This window comes from Streptomyces durmitorensis (assembly GCF_023498005.1).
In the GTDB taxonomy this organism is placed as follows: Bacteria; Actinomycetota; Actinomycetes; order Streptomycetales; family Streptomycetaceae; genus Streptomyces; species Streptomyces durmitorensis.
In genome coordinates, this window is record NZ_CP097289.1 from 7037778 (window position 1) to 7054484 (window position 16707).

The 16707-nt window shown below is 68.9% G+C and carries 16 protein-coding genes and 1 pseudogene; 10 read left to right on the forward strand and 7 right to left on the reverse strand.

Annotated features, from left to right (window positions below; translation table 11 throughout):
* Positions 1-22: 22 nt before the first annotated feature.
* The 3 genes from M4V62_RS31355 to M4V62_RS31365 are packed head-to-tail and all read right to left on the reverse strand — an operon-like array spanning position 23 to position 1989.
* Positions 23-814, reverse strand: coding sequence for a nucleotidyl transferase AbiEii/AbiGii toxin family protein (locus tag M4V62_RS31355; protein ID WP_249590559.1), 792 nt, complete (start codon positions 812-814; stop codon positions 23-25).
* Positions 798-1460 carry a type IV toxin-antitoxin system AbiEi family antitoxin domain-containing protein gene (locus M4V62_RS31360; protein WP_249590560.1) on the reverse strand — a complete coding sequence of 221 codons (663 nt, stop codon included), beginning with the start codon at positions 1458-1460 and terminating at the stop codon, positions 798-800. The genes M4V62_RS31355 and M4V62_RS31360 overlap by 17 nt, the downstream gene beginning before the upstream one ends.
* Before the next feature lie 19 nt (positions 1461-1479).
* Positions 1480-1989: a DUF4291 domain-containing protein gene (locus tag M4V62_RS31365; protein WP_249590561.1), complete on the reverse strand. Its 510-nt coding sequence runs from the start codon at positions 1987-1989 to the stop codon at positions 1480-1482.
* 405 nt (positions 1990-2394) lie between these two features.
* Between M4V62_RS31365 and M4V62_RS31370 the strand changes: the two genes are divergently transcribed.
* The 3 genes from M4V62_RS31370 to M4V62_RS31380 all read left to right on the forward strand — a co-directional run bounded on the left by M4V62_RS31370 (position 2395) and on the right by M4V62_RS31380 (position 6058).
* Positions 2395-2925 (forward strand): hypothetical protein, encoded by a 531-nt coding sequence (locus M4V62_RS31370; RefSeq protein WP_249590562.1) that lies wholly within the window; start codon positions 2395-2397, stop codon positions 2923-2925.
* Between the two features lie 588 nt (positions 2926-3513).
* On the forward strand, positions 3514-4998 hold the full coding sequence (locus M4V62_RS31375; protein WP_249590563.1) for a M4 family metallopeptidase: 1485 nt from the start codon (positions 3514-3516) through the stop codon (positions 4996-4998).
* A gap of 139 nt (positions 4999-5137) precedes the next feature.
* Positions 5138-6058: a phosphotransferase enzyme family protein gene (locus tag M4V62_RS31380; RefSeq protein WP_249590564.1), complete on the forward strand. Its 921-nt coding sequence runs from the start codon at positions 5138-5140 to the stop codon at positions 6056-6058.
* 3 nt (positions 6059-6061) lie between these two features.
* Here the strand turns inward: M4V62_RS31380 and M4V62_RS31385 are convergent, their stop codons facing one another.
* Positions 6062-7432 (reverse strand): NsdA family TPR-like regulatory protein, encoded by a 1371-nt coding sequence (locus M4V62_RS31385; protein ID WP_249593086.1) that lies wholly within the window; start codon positions 7430-7432, stop codon positions 6062-6064.
* Positions 7433-7639: 207 nt separating this feature from the next.
* On the opposite strand from M4V62_RS31385, the gene M4V62_RS31390 reads away from it, so the two are divergent.
* Positions 7640-8188 carry an ATP-binding protein gene (locus M4V62_RS31390; protein ID WP_425575311.1) on the forward strand — a complete coding sequence of 183 codons (549 nt, stop codon included), beginning with the start codon at positions 7640-7642 and terminating at the stop codon, positions 8186-8188.
* 475 nt (positions 8189-8663) lie between these two features.
* Here the strand turns inward: M4V62_RS31390 and M4V62_RS31395 are convergent.
* Positions 8664-8879: pseudogene (locus M4V62_RS31395) on the reverse strand (DUF4291 family protein); the annotation flags it as partial.
* A 136-nt stretch (positions 8880-9015) separates the two neighbouring features.
* Between M4V62_RS31395 and M4V62_RS31400 the strand changes: the two are divergent.
* Entirely contained in the window at positions 9016-9237 is a 222-nt protein-coding gene (locus M4V62_RS31400; protein WP_249590565.1) for a hypothetical protein, read from the forward strand.
* Positions 9238-9380: 143 nt separating this feature from the next.
* The gene (locus M4V62_RS31405) at positions 9381-11195 is read left to right on the forward strand and encodes an FUSC family protein (RefSeq protein ID WP_425575312.1); all 1815 of its coding nucleotides are present in this window, start codon (positions 9381-9383) and stop codon (positions 11193-11195) included.
* A gap of 31 nt (positions 11196-11226) precedes the next feature.
* On the opposite strand, the gene M4V62_RS31410 is transcribed toward M4V62_RS31405, so the two are convergent.
* Positions 11227-11718: a DUF3574 domain-containing protein gene (locus tag M4V62_RS31410; RefSeq protein ID WP_249590566.1), complete on the reverse strand. Its 492-nt coding sequence runs from the start codon at positions 11716-11718 to the stop codon at positions 11227-11229.
* Positions 11719-12001: 283 nt separating this feature from the next.
* On the opposite strand from M4V62_RS31410, the gene M4V62_RS31415 reads away from it, so the two are divergent.
* Positions 12002-13063, forward strand: a complete 1062-nt coding sequence (locus M4V62_RS31415; protein WP_249590567.1) for a phosphatidylinositol-specific phospholipase C domain-containing protein — start codon at positions 12002-12004, stop codon at positions 13061-13063.
* A gap of 45 nt (positions 13064-13108) precedes the next feature.
* Here the strand turns inward: M4V62_RS31415 and M4V62_RS31420 are convergent, their stop codons facing one another.
* Positions 13109-14065: an endonuclease/exonuclease/phosphatase family protein gene (locus tag M4V62_RS31420; RefSeq protein ID WP_249590568.1), complete on the reverse strand. Its 957-nt coding sequence runs from the start codon at positions 14063-14065 to the stop codon at positions 13109-13111.
* A 106-nt stretch (positions 14066-14171) separates the two neighbouring features.
* Here M4V62_RS31420 and M4V62_RS31425 point away from each other — a divergent pair, with 106 nt between their 5' ends.
* The 3 genes from M4V62_RS31425 to M4V62_RS31435 all read left to right on the forward strand — a co-directional run bounded on the left by M4V62_RS31425 (position 14172) and on the right by M4V62_RS31435 (position 16696).
* The gene (locus M4V62_RS31425; RefSeq protein WP_249590569.1) at positions 14172-15533 is read left to right on the forward strand and encodes an amidohydrolase; all 1362 of its coding nucleotides are present in this window, start codon (positions 14172-14174) and stop codon (positions 15531-15533) included.
* Positions 15534-15692: 159 nt separating this feature from the next.
* Positions 15693-16382 carry a DUF899 domain-containing protein gene (locus M4V62_RS31430; protein WP_249590570.1) on the forward strand — a complete coding sequence of 230 codons (690 nt, stop codon included), beginning with the start codon at positions 15693-15695 and terminating at the stop codon, positions 16380-16382.
* Between the two features lie 116 nt (positions 16383-16498).
* On the forward strand, positions 16499-16696 hold the full coding sequence (locus tag M4V62_RS31435; RefSeq protein ID WP_249593089.1) for a hypothetical protein: 198 nt from the start codon (positions 16499-16501) through the stop codon (positions 16694-16696).
* Positions 16697-16707: the final 11 nt, after the last annotated feature.

Below are 16707 nucleotides of genomic sequence, written 5' to 3' on the forward strand. Positions count from 1 at the left end.
GTGGCCCTGCAACGTTCGGGCGTCAGGCGAACGGGTCGTACGGCTTCGGCCAGGCGAGTGCCTTCGCGAAGGCGTTCCTGACCGTGTCGAGGCACTCCCGCGCGGAGGGGAGATGGCCCGTCTGGTGGGCGAGTTGGGGCTCCCAGTCCATGTCCGGCAGCGCGCTGAACATGTGCGGCGCGGGAGCCGTGCCCGTCGCCATGCGCACGAGTTCCGCCGCCTCGGCGCTGAACGAGCCCGAACGTGCCAGTGCCGCCAGGTCGAAGAGGTCGCGGGGTGCGTGGCGGTCGCAGTACGCGGATACCTTCATGGCGACGAACGCCGCCAGCGTCGGAACCCGCAGTGTGGCGGGGCCTGGGACGTCGCGGTAGCGCAGCTCGACACCGCGCCGCTCGGTGGGCCAGCGCTTCCAGTCGGAGTGGCCGGTGTTCGTGTCGAGGAGCTGGACGCGCAGACGCAGGCCGTCGCCGGTCACCAGCTGGGCGGGATCCACCCCGCGGACACCGGTGAGCGCGGGCTCCCACTGCGAACGCGGGAACTCACGCCGGAGCGAGCGGGGGATGCGGGAGTCGAGGGCTTCGGCGACCGCCGGGCGGTCGTCCGTGAAGAGGTCGATGTCCTCGGACAGCCGGCCGCCGGCCGCCGCCGTCGTGAGGTGCGTACGCGAGAGTGCCGTACCTCCGAAGAACACGACCGGCAGATCCAGCGAGGCCAGTGCCCACAGCACATGGCTGATCAGGTGGTCGCGCCGCACCTGCTGCTCGGCGGCATCGTACTCCGCGCCGATGCGCGCGAGATCAGTTCGGTCCAGCATCCGGGTCCCCCTCGATCAGGTGCCGCGCCCGCTTCAGCGCGGCCGTCTTGCGCTGCCCGGCCGCCAGCTCGGTCAGCAGATCGGTGTCGGCGCGCAGCCAGAGCGCGCGGAGTGCTTCGGTGATCGCGTCGGGCGGCAGGCCGCCCAGCGCAGGGCGGGCGGCGAGGTCCAGCAGGGTCTGCTCAGGTGTGGTCACCCACCCGGGAGTCACCTCGGTCTCGATCCGCTCCAGGTCGAGGACGGTCATGTCCCTGCGGACGAAGACGACCTGCCCGACATCCGTCTCCAGCGGCGGGCGCTGCTTGGGCACGGCGATGAACGTGACGGCGATCTCGCGCGGAACGGCCCCGAACTGGCGGGCGGCGCCGACGCCCATCAGAGCCGCACCGTCCTGGCCGTAGTCGGCCTGCCCGATGCCGAGACCCACCGCGTGGAGGTCGGGGCGCCAGGTGTCGTCGCCGAGATGACGGCCGGGTACGAGGAGGTAATAGCCGGTGGCCAGACGCCGCGCTGCCCCGTTCTTGACGAGGCGCGCCATCTCGGGGCGGGGGTGGGCGTAGACGTCGGCGGCGTCCTTGGGGCGCAGGACGAGGTTCGTCCTGCGGGCCAGCTCGGGCGGAAGGCCGACCGCCGTCCTCTTCGTCATCATTACCACCTACGCAGGGTTAAAGCCTACGCTCATCGTAATGTTTGGCGGAGGCACCCGCGAGATGAGCCAGCAGATCGTCCCCCGCCGGATAGGGGCGCTCCTCGGGGAGGAGGCTCTCGGCGGCCGTGAGGTCGTTCTCGCGTACGAGGGCGTGGATGGCCCTGGCCCGCTCGGTGACGTCCGTGATCGAGACCGTCCACTCGTCGGCGTAGCGACGCGCGGCGTCGCCCGTCAGGCCCAGCTGGAGGGAGCGGTGCGGGAGGGGGTTCAGGTGCAGGTCGCGCTCCGGGTCCCACTGGACCCGGGTCGGGGCCTGCTTCAACTCCCGCTTCCAGGCGGCCTGGTCGGCGTGCACCCCGTGGGCGTAGTGCGAGAGGCAAGCACGGCGAAGGGCCCACTCGAAGCCCTCGCGGGTGATCTCCACCGCCAGGACGGTCTCCTGCCCCTCCTTCGTGGCCCAGCCGCAGCGGTACATCATCCACAGGAAGGACGGCTTGATCCATGTCAAGCCGTGCTCACAAACCATTTGTGGGGCAGGCCGGATTCACACCGGCCTGTGTTCCATAGAGACAGATTGCTACTCGTGGCAATGGCAATGGCTGACCAGAGGGAGAAATCCGGCGGCTCGGCACTCGGAGTAGTTACCGCGGAAGATTCGCCATGCGGACCGGAGTGAGGCAGCCCTCGTCCCGGGACAGTAGGACGCGCGCGCACGCGCACGTGGATCGAGCAGGAGGAGCAGCGCGAGGCCGAACAGATCCGCGGCGAGCAGGCCCGACACGTGAGTGGAACTTGACCCCCGACGGCTCCTTGGGCCGGCGTCCAGACTGAGTGTGATTCTTTCGCCCCCGAGCGCAATCGGAGACCCTCAAGTGACGCGGGGAAGGCGGACGGTCAGGACAATGCTCACTTCCTAGAGCAGACTGTCGCAATGCAGATGACCGAGTCGTACGCGGCCACAGTGGCGGCCGTCGTACCCGTGCTTTGGCTAGTGGGTGTCGTCGAGCAACACCAGCTCGCAAAGGCCTTCGCTCAGAGGTCCCGAGAGCTCCAAGACATGGTTGCTGATCACCGCCGGACGATTGCTGCCGTAGGCGAGGGGGCTACCGTCGCCCAACTTCAAGCGGCCATGGAAAGTCTGAAGTTGGCCCCACCCGATCGCGACGCAAAGATCAAGAACTTTGCCAGTGCTGCTTGGGCGATCGCAATCGGCGTGCTCCTCCCAGCGGAGGCGGCGGCGCTGACCTGGCTCGCTGATCCCTCAAGGGGGCCCCAAGAGCTGTGGGCTACGTACTGCTGGTGGGCGACCATGACGGGTTTCCTAGCAGTTGGATCAGTCCCGCTCGTGATGGCGCTCTGGACGGACCGTCAGGCCACTAGGGGAATGCGTGCCGACACTATGGAAATTCGCGAGCTCAGAAGGCAATTACTGCGAGACTTCGAGAACCGCATCACGTACTAATGGAGCGTGCCGACACGGCACGAACTCCGGAAGAGGTGGAGGAGATCGAGCGTCTCTTGAGAGAAATCGATGGCCGTTCCGTTGACGACCCACCGCAGTAGGAAGCACTCTCCAAAGAGGAGATCTGAGCAACGGGTGGCTGCACCCCGAACATGGATGTCACCACGCTGACGCTCCCACCGGTTGCGGCTTCGGCCCCAGCGTGAACAACGTGAGGGTCCGCCCGGTCGTGGCGTGTGACGACTCGGCCGTGGATCGTGAACAACAACGTCTGCGCCCTCGTGAACCCCCGCAGCCGCCTTGGCCCGAGTGGTAGCCGGGGCCACGCCCTAGTCGACCGGCTTTGCCTGTAGGGCGTGTCTCGTACGTCCTGTTCAACGACATCGCCTGGCAACTCCCTTCGCTAGAGCTGGGGTTGAGCGCGGGGCAAACTTACTGTCGGTGGTGGATCTGGAAACACCGTTGCAGGAGCCTAGCGGTGCGGCTGCGGGTGAATCAGCAAACGTCTACCTGAACAAGTGCTGGAGATAGGAGAACTACGCTCGGAGTGCGATTGGCCGATGAGAGCGATGCCATCACGATGTGGAGATGGACAGTGGGTTGTTGGCCGCCATCGTGGGTACAGCGGGCGCCGGGCTCGGCACCGCAGGAGGGGCGTGGTGGCGAGGGCACACTAGTGTTCGAACTGCAGCGCGTCTCGTTTACGCCGAACTGACCCGAGACAGCGCGGCCGTGGTCTACTTCCGCATGACCGGACACTGGGCCGCACCAGCACTACCTCGGGTGGCCTGGGATGCTCATGGCGAGGCCATCGCACGGAGGCGAAACAGTGCCTCGTTCGAGTCTGTGCATCGAGGGTACGAGGCTCTGGAGATCATTCCTGCGCTAGCCGACGACACGATCGATGAGTATGTGCGCGACCAGCTGTTGAGAGAACCAGTGAACTGGCTATTGGGAGCCATCAAAGAGCTCGGCAAGATAGCTAAGGTCTCGCCTGAACAGATACGCGAGACGACGCAGCGTCTCAATGGTCCGTACACCGCAGCAGGACGTCTCGCGTTGTCTCCCAAGTTCCGCACGGGTGTGATCCCACTGTCGCTGCAGGAGCGAATTGCCGTCATGGGCACCGAAATCTGGCAGGTGTCCGAGAGCTCCCAGTCGACCTCACGTCCACCTAAGCCTCGGTCAGCCGCCCGCACAGTGAAATCCGGAACTCTGCAGGTCATTTACGACGCGAAGAATCGGAAGAGTGAGTTCGTTGTAGCCCGTACCACGGGAGATTCCGCGACCGGCGACGCTGCCGTCGATGAAACCTACGAAGCGCTGGCGGCCATTACTGACTATTGCAAGACCGTCCTGGAACGGGATCAGCTCCTGCCTAAGCCTTTGTGCGCGGTAGTTCATTATGCCGTCAAAGAAAACAATGCCTGGTGGGACGGTGAACAGGTGATTGTCGGGGATGGAGACGAAGAGACCTTCGGGCGGTTCAGTCAGTCCCTCGACCTGATCGCGCACACGGTCTGGCACAGCCTCGACGAGGTACAGTCATTCGGCTATTTCGGAGAGTCCGGAGCTCTCAATGAGTCGTTCTGCGACGTGTTCGGTCTACTGGTTAAACAGCACCGATACGCTCACCTCGCTGCGGAAACAGACTGGGTTTTCGGTCGCGGACTCCTCATGCCGGAAAGGACCGGCATCGGTCTGCGCTCGTTAAGGGAACCGGGCAGTGCGTACGACGACGACCTACTCGGTAAGGATTCACAGCCCGCCCACATGGATGGCTACGTGCGCACGGGACGAGACAACGGCGGTGTCCACATCAACAGTGGTATCCCCAACCACTCCTTCTACCTATTGGCTGTCGACCTAGGCGGCTACGCCTGGGAACGTGCCGGACGCATTTGGTGGGATGCGCTCGTGGGCGAGGAAGGGCGCAAGGATCTCAAGTTCACCGACTGGGCCCGCCGCACTGTGGCAGCAGCAGCCAGCCGTTACGGCGAGGACGGTGAGGAACATCGAGCTGTCATCGCGTCCTGGGAAGGTGTGGGTGTGCCCATCACCACCGACGACTAGGTAGCAGGGCAAGGGACACCAAGCCCGGTGCAGCAGAGCAAACCTGGGTACGGTCGATGTCGTGTCGGGCGCGCGTCGGGTTGGTCACCCGTGAGCGTGCGCTGGTTGATCGCGCGCGACTAGGGGAGCTGGTACGGGCATGGCGGTTGACGCTGCTCGGGGATCGGGCGAGGGGTTCACGTCGGCGAGTGCGGTGCGGGTGATGGCTGCTGCATGCCGGGCTGCGGGACTCGACGACAGAGGGGCGGAGTTGATCCGTCTCGGAGAGAACGCGCTCTTCCGGCTGGCGTCCGTGCCGGTGATCGTGCGTATCGCGCGGTCTGTTGAGTATCTGCCGATGTCGCGCAATGAGGTGGCGGTGTCGCGCTGGCTGGCAGAGGAGGGTTTCCCGGCCGCACGGGTCGTCGATGACCTGGAGCAGCCGTTGCTGATAGACGGGCACCCAGTGACCCTCTGGCATCTGATCGTCGAGGGCGATCGGAAGGCGACCTATGGGGAGCTGGGTGGGATCCTGCGGGATCTGCACTCGATGACGTTGCCGGACGGCTTGGATCTGCCTCCGTACAGCGTCTTCGGCAAGACGGAGCTGCGGCTCGAACGGCCGGTCGGTGTGCCGCAGGACGACATCGAGTTCCTGCGGAAGCGGGATCGTGAACTACGGGACAAGTACGAGGAGCTGCGGTTCGAGTCGGCCAAGGGGCCGGTGCACGGTGACGCTCACGTGCAGAACCTCATGGTCGACGATCAAGGACAGGTGATCCTGATCGACTTTGAGAGCTTCGCCTTCGATCATCCTGAATGGGATCTCATGGTGACGTCCGTGGAGCATCACAGCCTCGGGTGGCAGACCGACGCGCAGTACGCCGACTTCGTGGCCGCGTACGGGCGGGATCTCTATGACTGGCACGGCTACGACACGGTCCGCGGGATTCAGGAATTCCACATGACGACGTGGCTCATGCAGAACGTCGCTGAGGACGAGGAGACGGCTGCCGAGTACCGGCGCCGTATCGCCGGACTGCGGAACGATGACGGGCCTCGGGACTGGCGGCCGTGGTAGCGGCTACTCGTCGTCCAGGCGGGCAACCGCGTCCCGCACCTTCTCGTTGAACACGGCGACGGTGGGGTTCGTGTAGTGGTCACTCACCTCATGCTGGAAATCGGTCACGTAGCGCTGGAAGCGGGCGGACTGGAGGGTGTCGCCACCGTCGACTGCCAAGCTGGCGGTGGTGACGGCGGCTTCCAACTCGCCGTTCAGCAGCTGGCTCTGGGCGAGCACCATGCGGCAGAAACCGAGGGTGCGGGCGTACTGCGGATCGGTGTTGTTCACGGCCCGCTGCGCGTGCGTGACGGCTTCACGGCGCTGTCTGAGGTCTCGGAAGCAATGGCAGAACTCGCCCATGAGTTCGGCGTCGTCGAAGTAACCGAGCCATTCGGGGTCTTCGGCTGTGTCGGCATGCTCGAAGGATCGCTCGGCCTCGTTCATGGCTCGACCCGCGCCGATGGGGTCCCCGGCGTTGGACAGGGCGCGGGCCTCCATCGCGGAGAACAGAGCCATGGCGCGCGGTGTGGCCTTGCCGTGGGCGCCCTCGACTCCGGCGCGGGCGAGTTGGATCGCTTGGGCATGGTTGCCGAGGTAGTTCGCTTGGTGGCTGAGGTTGGACAGGATGCGGGCGCCGAACATCCGGTCGTCGACCACCTTCGTCAGGCGGAGTGTGGAGACCAGGTAGCGGTGCGAGAGCTGGTGGTTGCCGGTGTCGTAGGCCGTCCATGCGAGTAGCTGCGAGATCTCGGCCGCTGCTCCGAGGAGGGAGTTGCCGACCCTCTCGCTGTAGCTGGCGCTGAGCAGCGGCAGGACCTCGTGGCGGAAGTAGTGCCGCAGGGCTTTGTGGCCGTGGCCTCCGCCGTAGAGGAAGTCCAGTCGCATGAACATGTCGGCGGCGGTTCGGACAGCTCGTACGTCGCGCATGCCGACTCGCGGGGATGCGGGCCTGTCGGCCTGGACGCCATCGGGTCGCGCGATCATCCAGGACAGGACGGCTGCACTAAGGTCCCCGTCGGCCACGATCAGCCCGTCGCCGGTCGTCGACTCCGGACGCTCCTGGGCGAGGCTGTCGAGCATGATCAGCGCATCGGGTAACGACTGTTGGTACCCGACGTCCAGAGGGGTGGCCTGTTCGGATCGATCGGCGAATCCGAGGTCCGCCGCGGTGATCCGTCGGCCGAGTTTGGCGCTGAGCGCATCCGCCATGATTGCGGCAGATCGCGGATGGATGCCGGATCCTGCTCGCCATCGCTGTACCGCAACGTGCGTCGTCCCGAGATCAGTACCGCGCTCCTGCGCAAGATCACGCATGCGCTTGGCGAGGCCCTTGTTCGAGACTTTGGCCTCGTCCATTACGGAGATCAATTGCGCGTTCGGCTCTCGGCTCATGCTCCCCTGCCAACCCGAGATTGACGGCTTGTGTTCATCGTGGCACAGGCCGCTGACACCAGGGGGGTTCATGGGTGAACCCCCTTCCTCTTTACCGGTGTTCACGTGAACCCCCTGGCGAACGCTCCCTAATGAACGCCCCACGCCGTTCACTGTTCGGCACATGGAGGCGGGTTAAAGGGCTCGCCGGGAATCGGGAGGAACGCGGTGGACGCTCGGCAGAGCAAACACACAGCGAGAACTCCGGCGGTGGCCCGTCCGCGTGAGGTGGCTCCGGCTTTGGCTTCGGGGCACTTCAGGGCGCTGACCTTCTTCGCCGAGTCGGCGGATACCGTGCGTGCCGCGCGCGACATGACGACGGCGACGCTTCAGGGGTGGGGGCTCGGCCGCTGGTCTGAGGATGCTCGGCTTGTTGTCTCCGAGCTGGTGGGCAACGTGGTGCATCACGCGGTGCCAGACAATTGCCTGTCCCAGCCCGGTGGCTCGCGGCGTGTCGACGTCCTGCTGAAGATGTGGCCGAACTGGCTGTTCATCGGTGTCGTGGACGAAGACTCAACACCCCCTGATCTTCCCGTGGGTGAGTTCATCTCCCCCGAATTGGCCGGTGATTTCAGCGAGGCATTGCTGCCGGACCGTGGACGCGGCCTGCTGATCGTTCAGCGTCTCGCGGATGCCGTGTGGTGGTCACCGGGGGATGACGGCGGCAAGACCGTGTGGTGCCGCTTCGACCTCGACCTCATCACTAGCCCGTCGTAGAGATCGCCGAGCCGTCGTCCTCCCCTGCAAGCTCCCACGCGATCGGGAGTGCGGGCGGCGGCTCGGTCATCGGCTGGAGTCTGACCGCTCCGGCCAAGGGGCGCGGCCTCTCGGATGACTCCGGGGGCTCCCCTCCCGATTGAGGGGCCGCGCCTCACAACTGAAGACCGAAACCGGGCCACCCCGTCAGCCGTGGAAAGCGAAGGGTGGCCCGGCAGGGGACGCAGCGGTCCCCGGTGCCTGATGGTACCGGGGCCGCTGCGCTGCGTTTCTGCCTCGGACTAAGGAAATTGACGATCCGTTACCTAGATCAAGGAAGAGGCGGACAGGGTGACTGGCGCGGGTGAGGGCGGGCTGAGTGATGGTCTCGGCGTCGCGGGCGCGGACTTCGGTCTGTGGGTGCCCGGCGTCGACTACGTGGCAGGCTGGCGCGAGGCTCGGGAGGCTGCGGACCGATGGAAAAAGGCTATGAGCGCGGCATGATCCACGTCATGCGATCCCGCTTCCATGCGTCGGGGAAGCGGCCGGTGCGGGCCGCCGGCTCGCCGAGCCCGGGGGCGTACGCCTGGTAGACGGTGACGGTCGACTCCGTGTGCAGGGCGCGGATCTGGCGGGTGGGCGGTGCTGTGGTGATGGTGGCGGCGGTATCGGTGCCGGTATTGGTGTCGGTGTCGGTGTCTGTGTGGTTCATGCGCGTCAGCCTGCGGGGCTGGTGCTCTCGCTTGCCAGTGAATTGTCGATGCGGGCGAGCTCTCCGCCCCGCCGGAGCGGGGGCTACGAGCTCCGGACGCGCGGAGGCGGGCGTCGACCTCTCCTGGCACGAGCCCATGAACGAACTGCTGCGGCGCGCGGTCGCCGACGGCCGCCGCGATCACAGCGTCTCCGCCCTGGTGGAGGTGCTCAGGAAGCGGCCGGGGCGGGGCGTCGCACAGCCCGCCGGTCAGGGCGTCCCGCGTCCCCCGATGCCGACCAGCCCTGATGTCCGCGAAAACGTCACATCACGGAAATACTCAGGCCCCTTCCTCCCCAGCAAGACCGTTTACCGTTGATCACAGCCCAGGCCGAAGTCGTCCGGCGGCACGTACCCGTACCCGACGACGACAGGAACACGGTGAGCCCGGTGACCCCGCGCGCAGCTTCCGCTTCTCTTCCGCCTTGGCTCGGTCATGCCCTGCGTACGCAGCGTGGGCCCGTGCCGTGGCACTCCGTGGTGCGGGGTGCGCTGGCCGCGGGGCCGTTGCTGTGCGCGGGCATGGTCGCCGGACGGGTGTCCGTGGGAGTCGTGGCCGCGCTCGGGGCCATGCTGGCCGGGATCAACGACCGGCCGGGGAGCCAGCGCGTCGCCGTGCGGCGGATCGGGGTGCCCGCGCTCGCCGGGGCGGGCGGACTGGCCTTCGGGGCGTACGTCGGTGCGTCGGCCGGAGGGGCGCCCGTCCTGCCCCTCCTGTTCGCCTTGCTCGGACTGTTCGCCGGTGCCTTCAGCGCCGTCGGGCCCGTCGCCTCCTCCAGCGGCACGCAACTGCTCGTCGCCGCCGCCATCGGGGCCGGGATGCCGCTGCCCGAGCCCGGGTGGCAGCGGGCGCTGTTCTTCCTCGCCGGGGCCGGGTGGCTGATCCTGCTGCGGCTCGTGCTGCCCTCGCCCTCGCCCTCGTCCTCGCCCGGCAAGGGGTGGACCGGTGCCGGCCCCAGGGGCGGCAGGCCCGCCATGCCGCCCTACCGCCTCGATCGCCTGGACGGCGAACGCGCCGCCGTCAGCGCCGTCTACGAAGCCGTCGCCGCGCTTCTCGACTCCGCCGGTACCTCCCGGTCCACCTCCTGCCGCGCGGCCCTCACCGCCGCCCTCGACCAGGCACAGGACGCCCTCTCCGGGCCACGCCTGCGCCGGCACGCCGGCTCGGCCGCCGAGCGGCGGCTGCACGCGCAGTACCTCGCCGCCCTGCCGCTCGGCGAGGCGGCGACCGCGCTCGCCTGGGCCGGTGAGCCGCTGCCGGAGCGGGTGGGAGAGGGGCCGCGCCGCCTCGCGGCCGCCGTCCGCGACTCCGTCCCCTGCGGACCGCTGCCCGCGCCCGCCCGCTCCGGCGCCGGGCTCCGCGCCCTCGACGACGCGCTGCTGCACGCCGCCGAAGCCTTCGACAGCGGCACCGCGAAGCCCCCGCACGGCCCCCGGCGCGGCCCTGTCGACGTACTGCGCGCGGCGGCAGGTCCCGGCGGGCGCGAGTACGGCGTGCGCGTCGCGCTCTGCTTCGGGGCCAGCGCGGCCGTCGCGCAGGCCCTGCACCACCCGCACTGGTACTGGCTGCCCGCCACCGCCGTCTTCCTGGTCAAGCCCGACCTCGGGCCGCTGGCCTCGCGCGTCCTGTGCCGCGCCCTCGGCACCGTCCTGGGTGCCGTCCTCTTCGCGGGGCTCGCCGCCCTGCTGCCACGGCCCGCCGGACTCGTGGCCGTCGTCGCCGTGTGCGGTGCGCTGATCCCCGTCGCCACCCGGCACTTCGCCGCCCAGACGGCCGTCGTCACCGTCCTCGTGCTCGCCCTCGTCATGGTGGGCGGGGAGCCGCAGGCCTCCTGGGGGCGGATCGGCGAGACGCTGCTCGCCTGCGGGATCGTCCTGCTCGTCGGGCATCTGCCGTGGCCGGTGCAGCGCGGCGGCCGCGTACAGGACCGGCTCTCGGCCGCCCGTGAGTCCGCGCAGGCGTATCTGCGCCACGTCCTGAGCGGCGCGGGTGACGGCGGGCCCGCAGGAGCCGACCACCGCGCCGCCCGCTGGGCCCTGCGGCGCGAGGCCTACCGGACGCTGGCCGAGGCCCGCGCCGCGATCGACCTGGCGGCCGCCGAACTCCCCACCCTGGCGCGGCACTCCGCGGGCTCGGAGGAGGTGGCGGCCACCCTCGAACGCCTCGTCGACACCACGACCGCCTGCGCCGTGCACGTCGACGACACGGGGCGCCTGCCGCGGCGGCACGCGGAGCGCCTCGACGCGCTGCTTGCGGAGCTCACCGCGGTGGCGTGACCATCCAGGCCAGGCGTCAGAGGTCCACGCGTCAGAAGTCCACGCGCAGCCGGTCGTCGAGGCGCGCCACCGAATCCTGCGCGTACTCCTTCACGTAGTCCTCGCGGATCTCCTCGATCAGGGCGTCGCGCTTGTGCGCCTGCGAGGTCGGATACAGCAGGATCAGCTCGTACGAACGCTCACGCTCGATCTTGCCGTTCGAGTCCCGCCACTGGCCGCGACCGTCCTGCACCGTGAGCCCGTCGGGGAACGACGGCGTCACCTCGTCGTCGATGAACTTCATGAACTGCTTGTCGGTCACATCGGGCCCCCCGTCGGGACGTTCGGTCCCGAAGAGCAGCCGGGTCTCGGTGTACGCCTCGCCGCGGGACACCTGTGACGTGGTGGTCGTGCCGTGCGCGCGCGTGTCGGTGTCGGTGTCGAGCGAGGCGTACGCGGCCGGGGCGCCGACGGCGAGGACCGCGGTGGCGGCCGCGGTCACGGCGAGACGGGTGCGGGAGACGCGGGAGAGGGTGAGGGGCATGGCGGCTGATCCCTTTCTGCTTCTACGGGGGGTGATCAGTTTCCACTGCTGCTTCTACGGCGGCGATCAGTTTCCACGGGCGTGTGGATCTCTCGTACGTTGATCCATAACGGGCGCAGACGGTAGCGGACACGCCACGACCCCCGCCCTCCCTCACGCCGCCGCACGGCTGGATATCTCTCCCTGCCCGTCTCCCCGCCCGTAAGTCGCCGTCTTCCCTTCCGACACTCAACTCCCATACGTTTCGCTGGACTTGACCGGAGCGGTGGAGGGGACGGCTGACATGAGGGCACGTACTGGGACAGGCCTTGCCATGGCCGTCGCGGCGGCGGGCGCACTGGCGTTCGGGGGCACGGGCTCCGCGAGCGGCACCGCCCTCGCCGCCGACGATCCGGCGCCGCAGTCGCCGTACGCGTCCACCACCGGCGTCGGCGTCCACAACGCCTACGAGAAGTCGAAGTACCCGTACTTCGCCGACGCGCTCGACTCCGGTGCCGGAATGCTCGAACTCGACGTGTGGACCAATGTGTTCGGGAGCGGATGGCGGGTCTCGCACAGCAATCCGGTCGGGAACGACAACAACTGCGAGAACGCCGCGAGTCCGGCCGAATTGCGCACCAAGCCGCGCAACCAGAGCCTCACCGGCTGCCTCGCCGACATGAAGGCCTGGCACGACGCCCACCCCGGCCACCGGCCCATCCTGGTCAAGGTCGAGCTGAAGGACGGGTTCCAGGGGAGGAACGGGCGCGGCCCCGCCGATCTCGACGCCCTCCTCAAGAACAAGCTCGGCGACGCCGTCTACCGCCCGGGCCAGCTCACCGGGGACCACGCCACCCTCGACGAGGCCGTACGCAGCGACGGCTGGCCCCAGCGGAGCGCCCTGGCGGGGAAGTTCATCGTCGAGCTCATCCCCGGCACCGTCGAGCAGAACAACCCCGCCGACACCCTGTGGACCGACCGCGAGTACGCCACGCACCTGCGCGACCTCGCCGCGGCCGGTCGCCTCGGTGAGGCCGCGGCCTTCCCCGCCGTGCTCGGCGCCGAGGCGGGCGACCCGCGCGGGCGGTACGCGGACGCGGCGATCCGGCCCTGGTTCGTGCTGTTCGACGGCGACGCGTCCACGTACACGGGCGGCACCATCGACACCAAGTGGTACGCCGACCGGCGCTATCTCGTCGTCATGTCCGACGCCCACAACGTCGCACCGGCCATCGACTCCGTGAACCCCACCGAGGCCCAGGCGCGGGACCGCGTCGCCCTGCTCGCGCGCGGCAACGCCAGCATCGTGTCCTCGGACTGGTATCCGCTGCCGGGCGTCCTGTCGACGGTGCTCCCGCGCGGCTGAGGTACCGCCCGGGAAGGCGGAGGGTGGCGCTGAGAGGAGCCGGGGCTAGCGCTCGATCCGTATCCACACCGGCGCGTGGTCCGAGCCCGTCGCGTTCCTCCGCTCCTGCGGATCCCCGTCCCCGACCGACGGCAGCGCGGTCGCCGTCGAGCCCGGCACGCCCGTGCCCGCCGCCGTGACCTGGTTCAGGAGGCTGCGGCTCACCAGGACGTGGTCGATCAGCTCCCGGCGCCCCGCGTGGATGCGGGAGTAGCGCTGCTCGGCGGGGATCAGCGGGGCCACGTTCCACAGCCGCTTCGCGTCGCCCTTGTCCGGCTTGTCGAAGCCGGGGGTGCCGATCTCGGAGCCGGGCGGGCCGAGCAGGATCTGCGTCGTCGCCGCCGACACCTCGTCGTTCAGGTCACCGAGCACCACGACGTCGTGCTCGCGGCCGTCGCCCTTCAGGAGCCGGTCGGCAAGCGAGCGCACCAGCGTCGCCTCGGCCGAGCGCCGGTACAGCGCGTACGCCCCGAAGCGGGCCCGCTCGCCCTCGTCCCGCGGCTGGAACCGGCCGCCGCCGTACGAGAGCAGCTTCGACTTCAGATGGCAGACGGCCGCGTCGAAGAAGAACGCGCGCGTCGTCACCGTCACCGCGAGCACCCCGCGCCCCGCCCGCGCCACCGGCTTGCCCACGTCGCCGACCTGCACCGGGCGCACCGGCGCAGGGAAGCAGTCCTCGTCGGCGACGACGAACACCGGAAGCGAGGAGAGGAAGCCGACGCGGATGCCGCGCTCGTCCGCGTGCTCCGAAAGAGTGGTGTGCCAGGTGCCCTCCAGCATCCCGGCCAGATCCGCGAGGGCCTCCGGATCGCCGACCTCCTGCACGGCCAGCACGCTCGGCCGCAGCGCCGAGATCGTCGCCGCGAGCGAGGCCAGCTTCGCCTCGTACGCGGCCTTGTCCTTGGGCCCGAACTTGCCGCCGGGCCGGTAGAGGTTCTCCAGGTTCCAAGTGCCGAGGAGCATGGCGGGCTCCAACTGTGCTCGCGTGGTGGGTGGGTTGACGTCAGCGTGCTCGCGAAACCGGCGACGGGACAGGGCACGGGATGCGCACTCCCCGTACCTTGAACAGATGACGCCGCCTCCCGCGCACGGCCCCGCCGACCTCGTCATCACGGGCTGCACGGCCCTCGTCCACGACGAAGGGGGTCGGATCGGATTCCTCGACGACGCGGCCCTCGTCGTACGCGACGGCCGCATCGACGCCGTGACCACCACCCCTGCCGTGGCCGGCCTGCGGGCCGCCGAGCGCATCGACGCGCGCGGCCAGGCGGCCCTGCCCGGCCTGATCAACTGCCATACGCACACGCCGATGGTCGCCCTTCGCGGCCTCGCCGAGGATCTCCCGGCGCACGAGTGGTTCAACGACTGGATCTGGCCCATCGAGTCCAATCTGACCGAGCGCGTCGTCGGGCTCGGCGCGCGGCTCGCCTGCGCCGAGATGATCCGGGGCGGGGTGACGACCTTCGCCGACCACTACTTCGCGATGGACACCGTCGCCGATGTCGTCGAGGAGAGCGGTCTGCGCGCCAACCTCGGCGCGGCCTTCTTCTCCTCGCAGGGGCCCGAAGGCCGCGCCGCATCCCTGGAGTTCGCGCTGAGGCGGCGCGGCGCCGCCGAAGGCCGCATCACTACATCGCTCGCCCCGCACGCCCCGTACACCGTCGACGACGCGGACCTCGCCGCGACCGCCGAGCTCGCCCGGGAGCACGGCCTCATGGTCCACCTGCACGCCTCCGAGAACCGCGCCCAGACCGACAACAGCCTGGAGCGCCACGGCCGCACCCCCATCGAGGTCCTGCACCGCACAGGGCTGCTCGACGTCGACGTCCTCATCGCGCACGGCACCGGCATCCTCGACCGCGACCTCCCCGTCCTCCAGCAGGGCACGGGCCGCATCGCCGTGGCGTCCGCGCCGCGCGGCTACCTCAAGTTCGGCTGGGACACCACGCCCGTGCGCGCCCTGCGCGGGATCGGCATCCCCGTCGGCCTCGCCACGGACGGCGCCGCCTCGAACAACACCCTGGACGTGTGGGAGTCCATGGCGCTCACCGCACTCGTGCAGAAGTCCACGCAGCGCGACCCGGCCTGGCTGACCGCCCGCCAGGCCCTGGACCACGCCACACTGCAGAGCGCGCGGGCCGTCGGCCTCGGAGAGCAGATCGGCAGCCTCGCGCCGGGGCGCCGCGCCGACATCGTCCTCGTCGATCTCGACGGGCCGCACACCCAGCCTGTGCACGACCTCGCGGCCACCCTCGTGCACAGTGCGCGCTCGGCGGACGTCACCACGACGATCGTCGACGGGCGGATCCTGATGCGCGACCGAAGGCTGCTGACCCTCGATGTGCCGCGCATCGTCGCGGAGTTGGGCGCCGAACTGCCCGCCCTGATCGACCGCGGCCACGGCAAGCGGATCCAGAACTACGAGGGCTGAAGGTCAAGGGCTGAGGGTCAAGAGAGTGAGGGCTGAGGGCCGGGGCTGAGATTCTTTGAAGTTTCTTCGCCGCGACCGATGAGTTCCGGTGATGCCGCAGGTCACCCCTCGCAGAAGCACGGATCCGAGGGGCGGATCCGGCGGAGGGACTGAGGGACCATGGGACTTCCCGGCATCGTCACGCGCGAGGAGTGGCTCGCCGCGCGCAAGGAACTGCTCGCCAAGGAGAAGGCGGAGACCCGGGCGCGTGACGCGCTCAACGCCGAGCGGCGTCGGCTTCCGATGGTCGAGATCGGCAAGGAGTATCTGTTCGACGGCTCCGACGGCAAGGCGACGCTGTTCGACCTCTTCGACGGAGACGCCCAACTGATCGTCTACCACTTCATGTTCGCCCCGGAGTGGGACGCGGGCTGCCGCAGCTGCTCGGCGTTCCTCGACCAGATCGGGCACCTCGCCCATCTGCGGGCCCGCAGCACGAACTTCATCGCGGTCTCCCGCGCGCCGTTCACCAAGATCCTGCCCTTCAAGGCCCGGATGGGCTGGACGGTGCCGTGGTACTCCTCGAACGGCAGCGACTTCAACGAGGACTTCGACGCCACCGTCGGCGAGGGCGACGAGTCCTTCGAGCAGCCGGGGATCAGCTGCTTCCTGCGCGACGGCGACCGCGTCTTCCACACGTACTCGACGTACGCCCGCGGCCTCGACTGGGTGGCGTCGTACTCCAGCCTCTTTGATCTCACCGCCCTCGGCCGGCAGGAGGAGTGGGAGGAGCCGAAGGGCCGGTCCGCGGGGATCGGGGCACCGGCGGGCAGCAGCCGGGTGAGGTATCACGACGAGTACGAGATGTGAGGAACCGGCACAACCAGGTGTCAGGTCGGTCACGTTGCGAGTCCTTTCCACCCCTCGGCGCGTTCTACTCCATGAGAGTCCGTCAGGACTGCCGACGGGGGAGCAGAAGGACGATGATGAACAACCGAGTGGTACTGGAACGCTTTCCGGCCGGTGGGCCGCGAGGATCGTGGCCCGCGGAGGAGTTCGCCCGCGCCCGCCGCACGGAGGGGCAGGAGGCGGAGGTCGTCATGGACCTCGCCTCCGATGCCTTCCTGGTGATCGTGCGCGAGACCCGGGTGACCGACATGGCGGAGGTGGCCGCCGCCGCGTAGCGAGCGCGCCG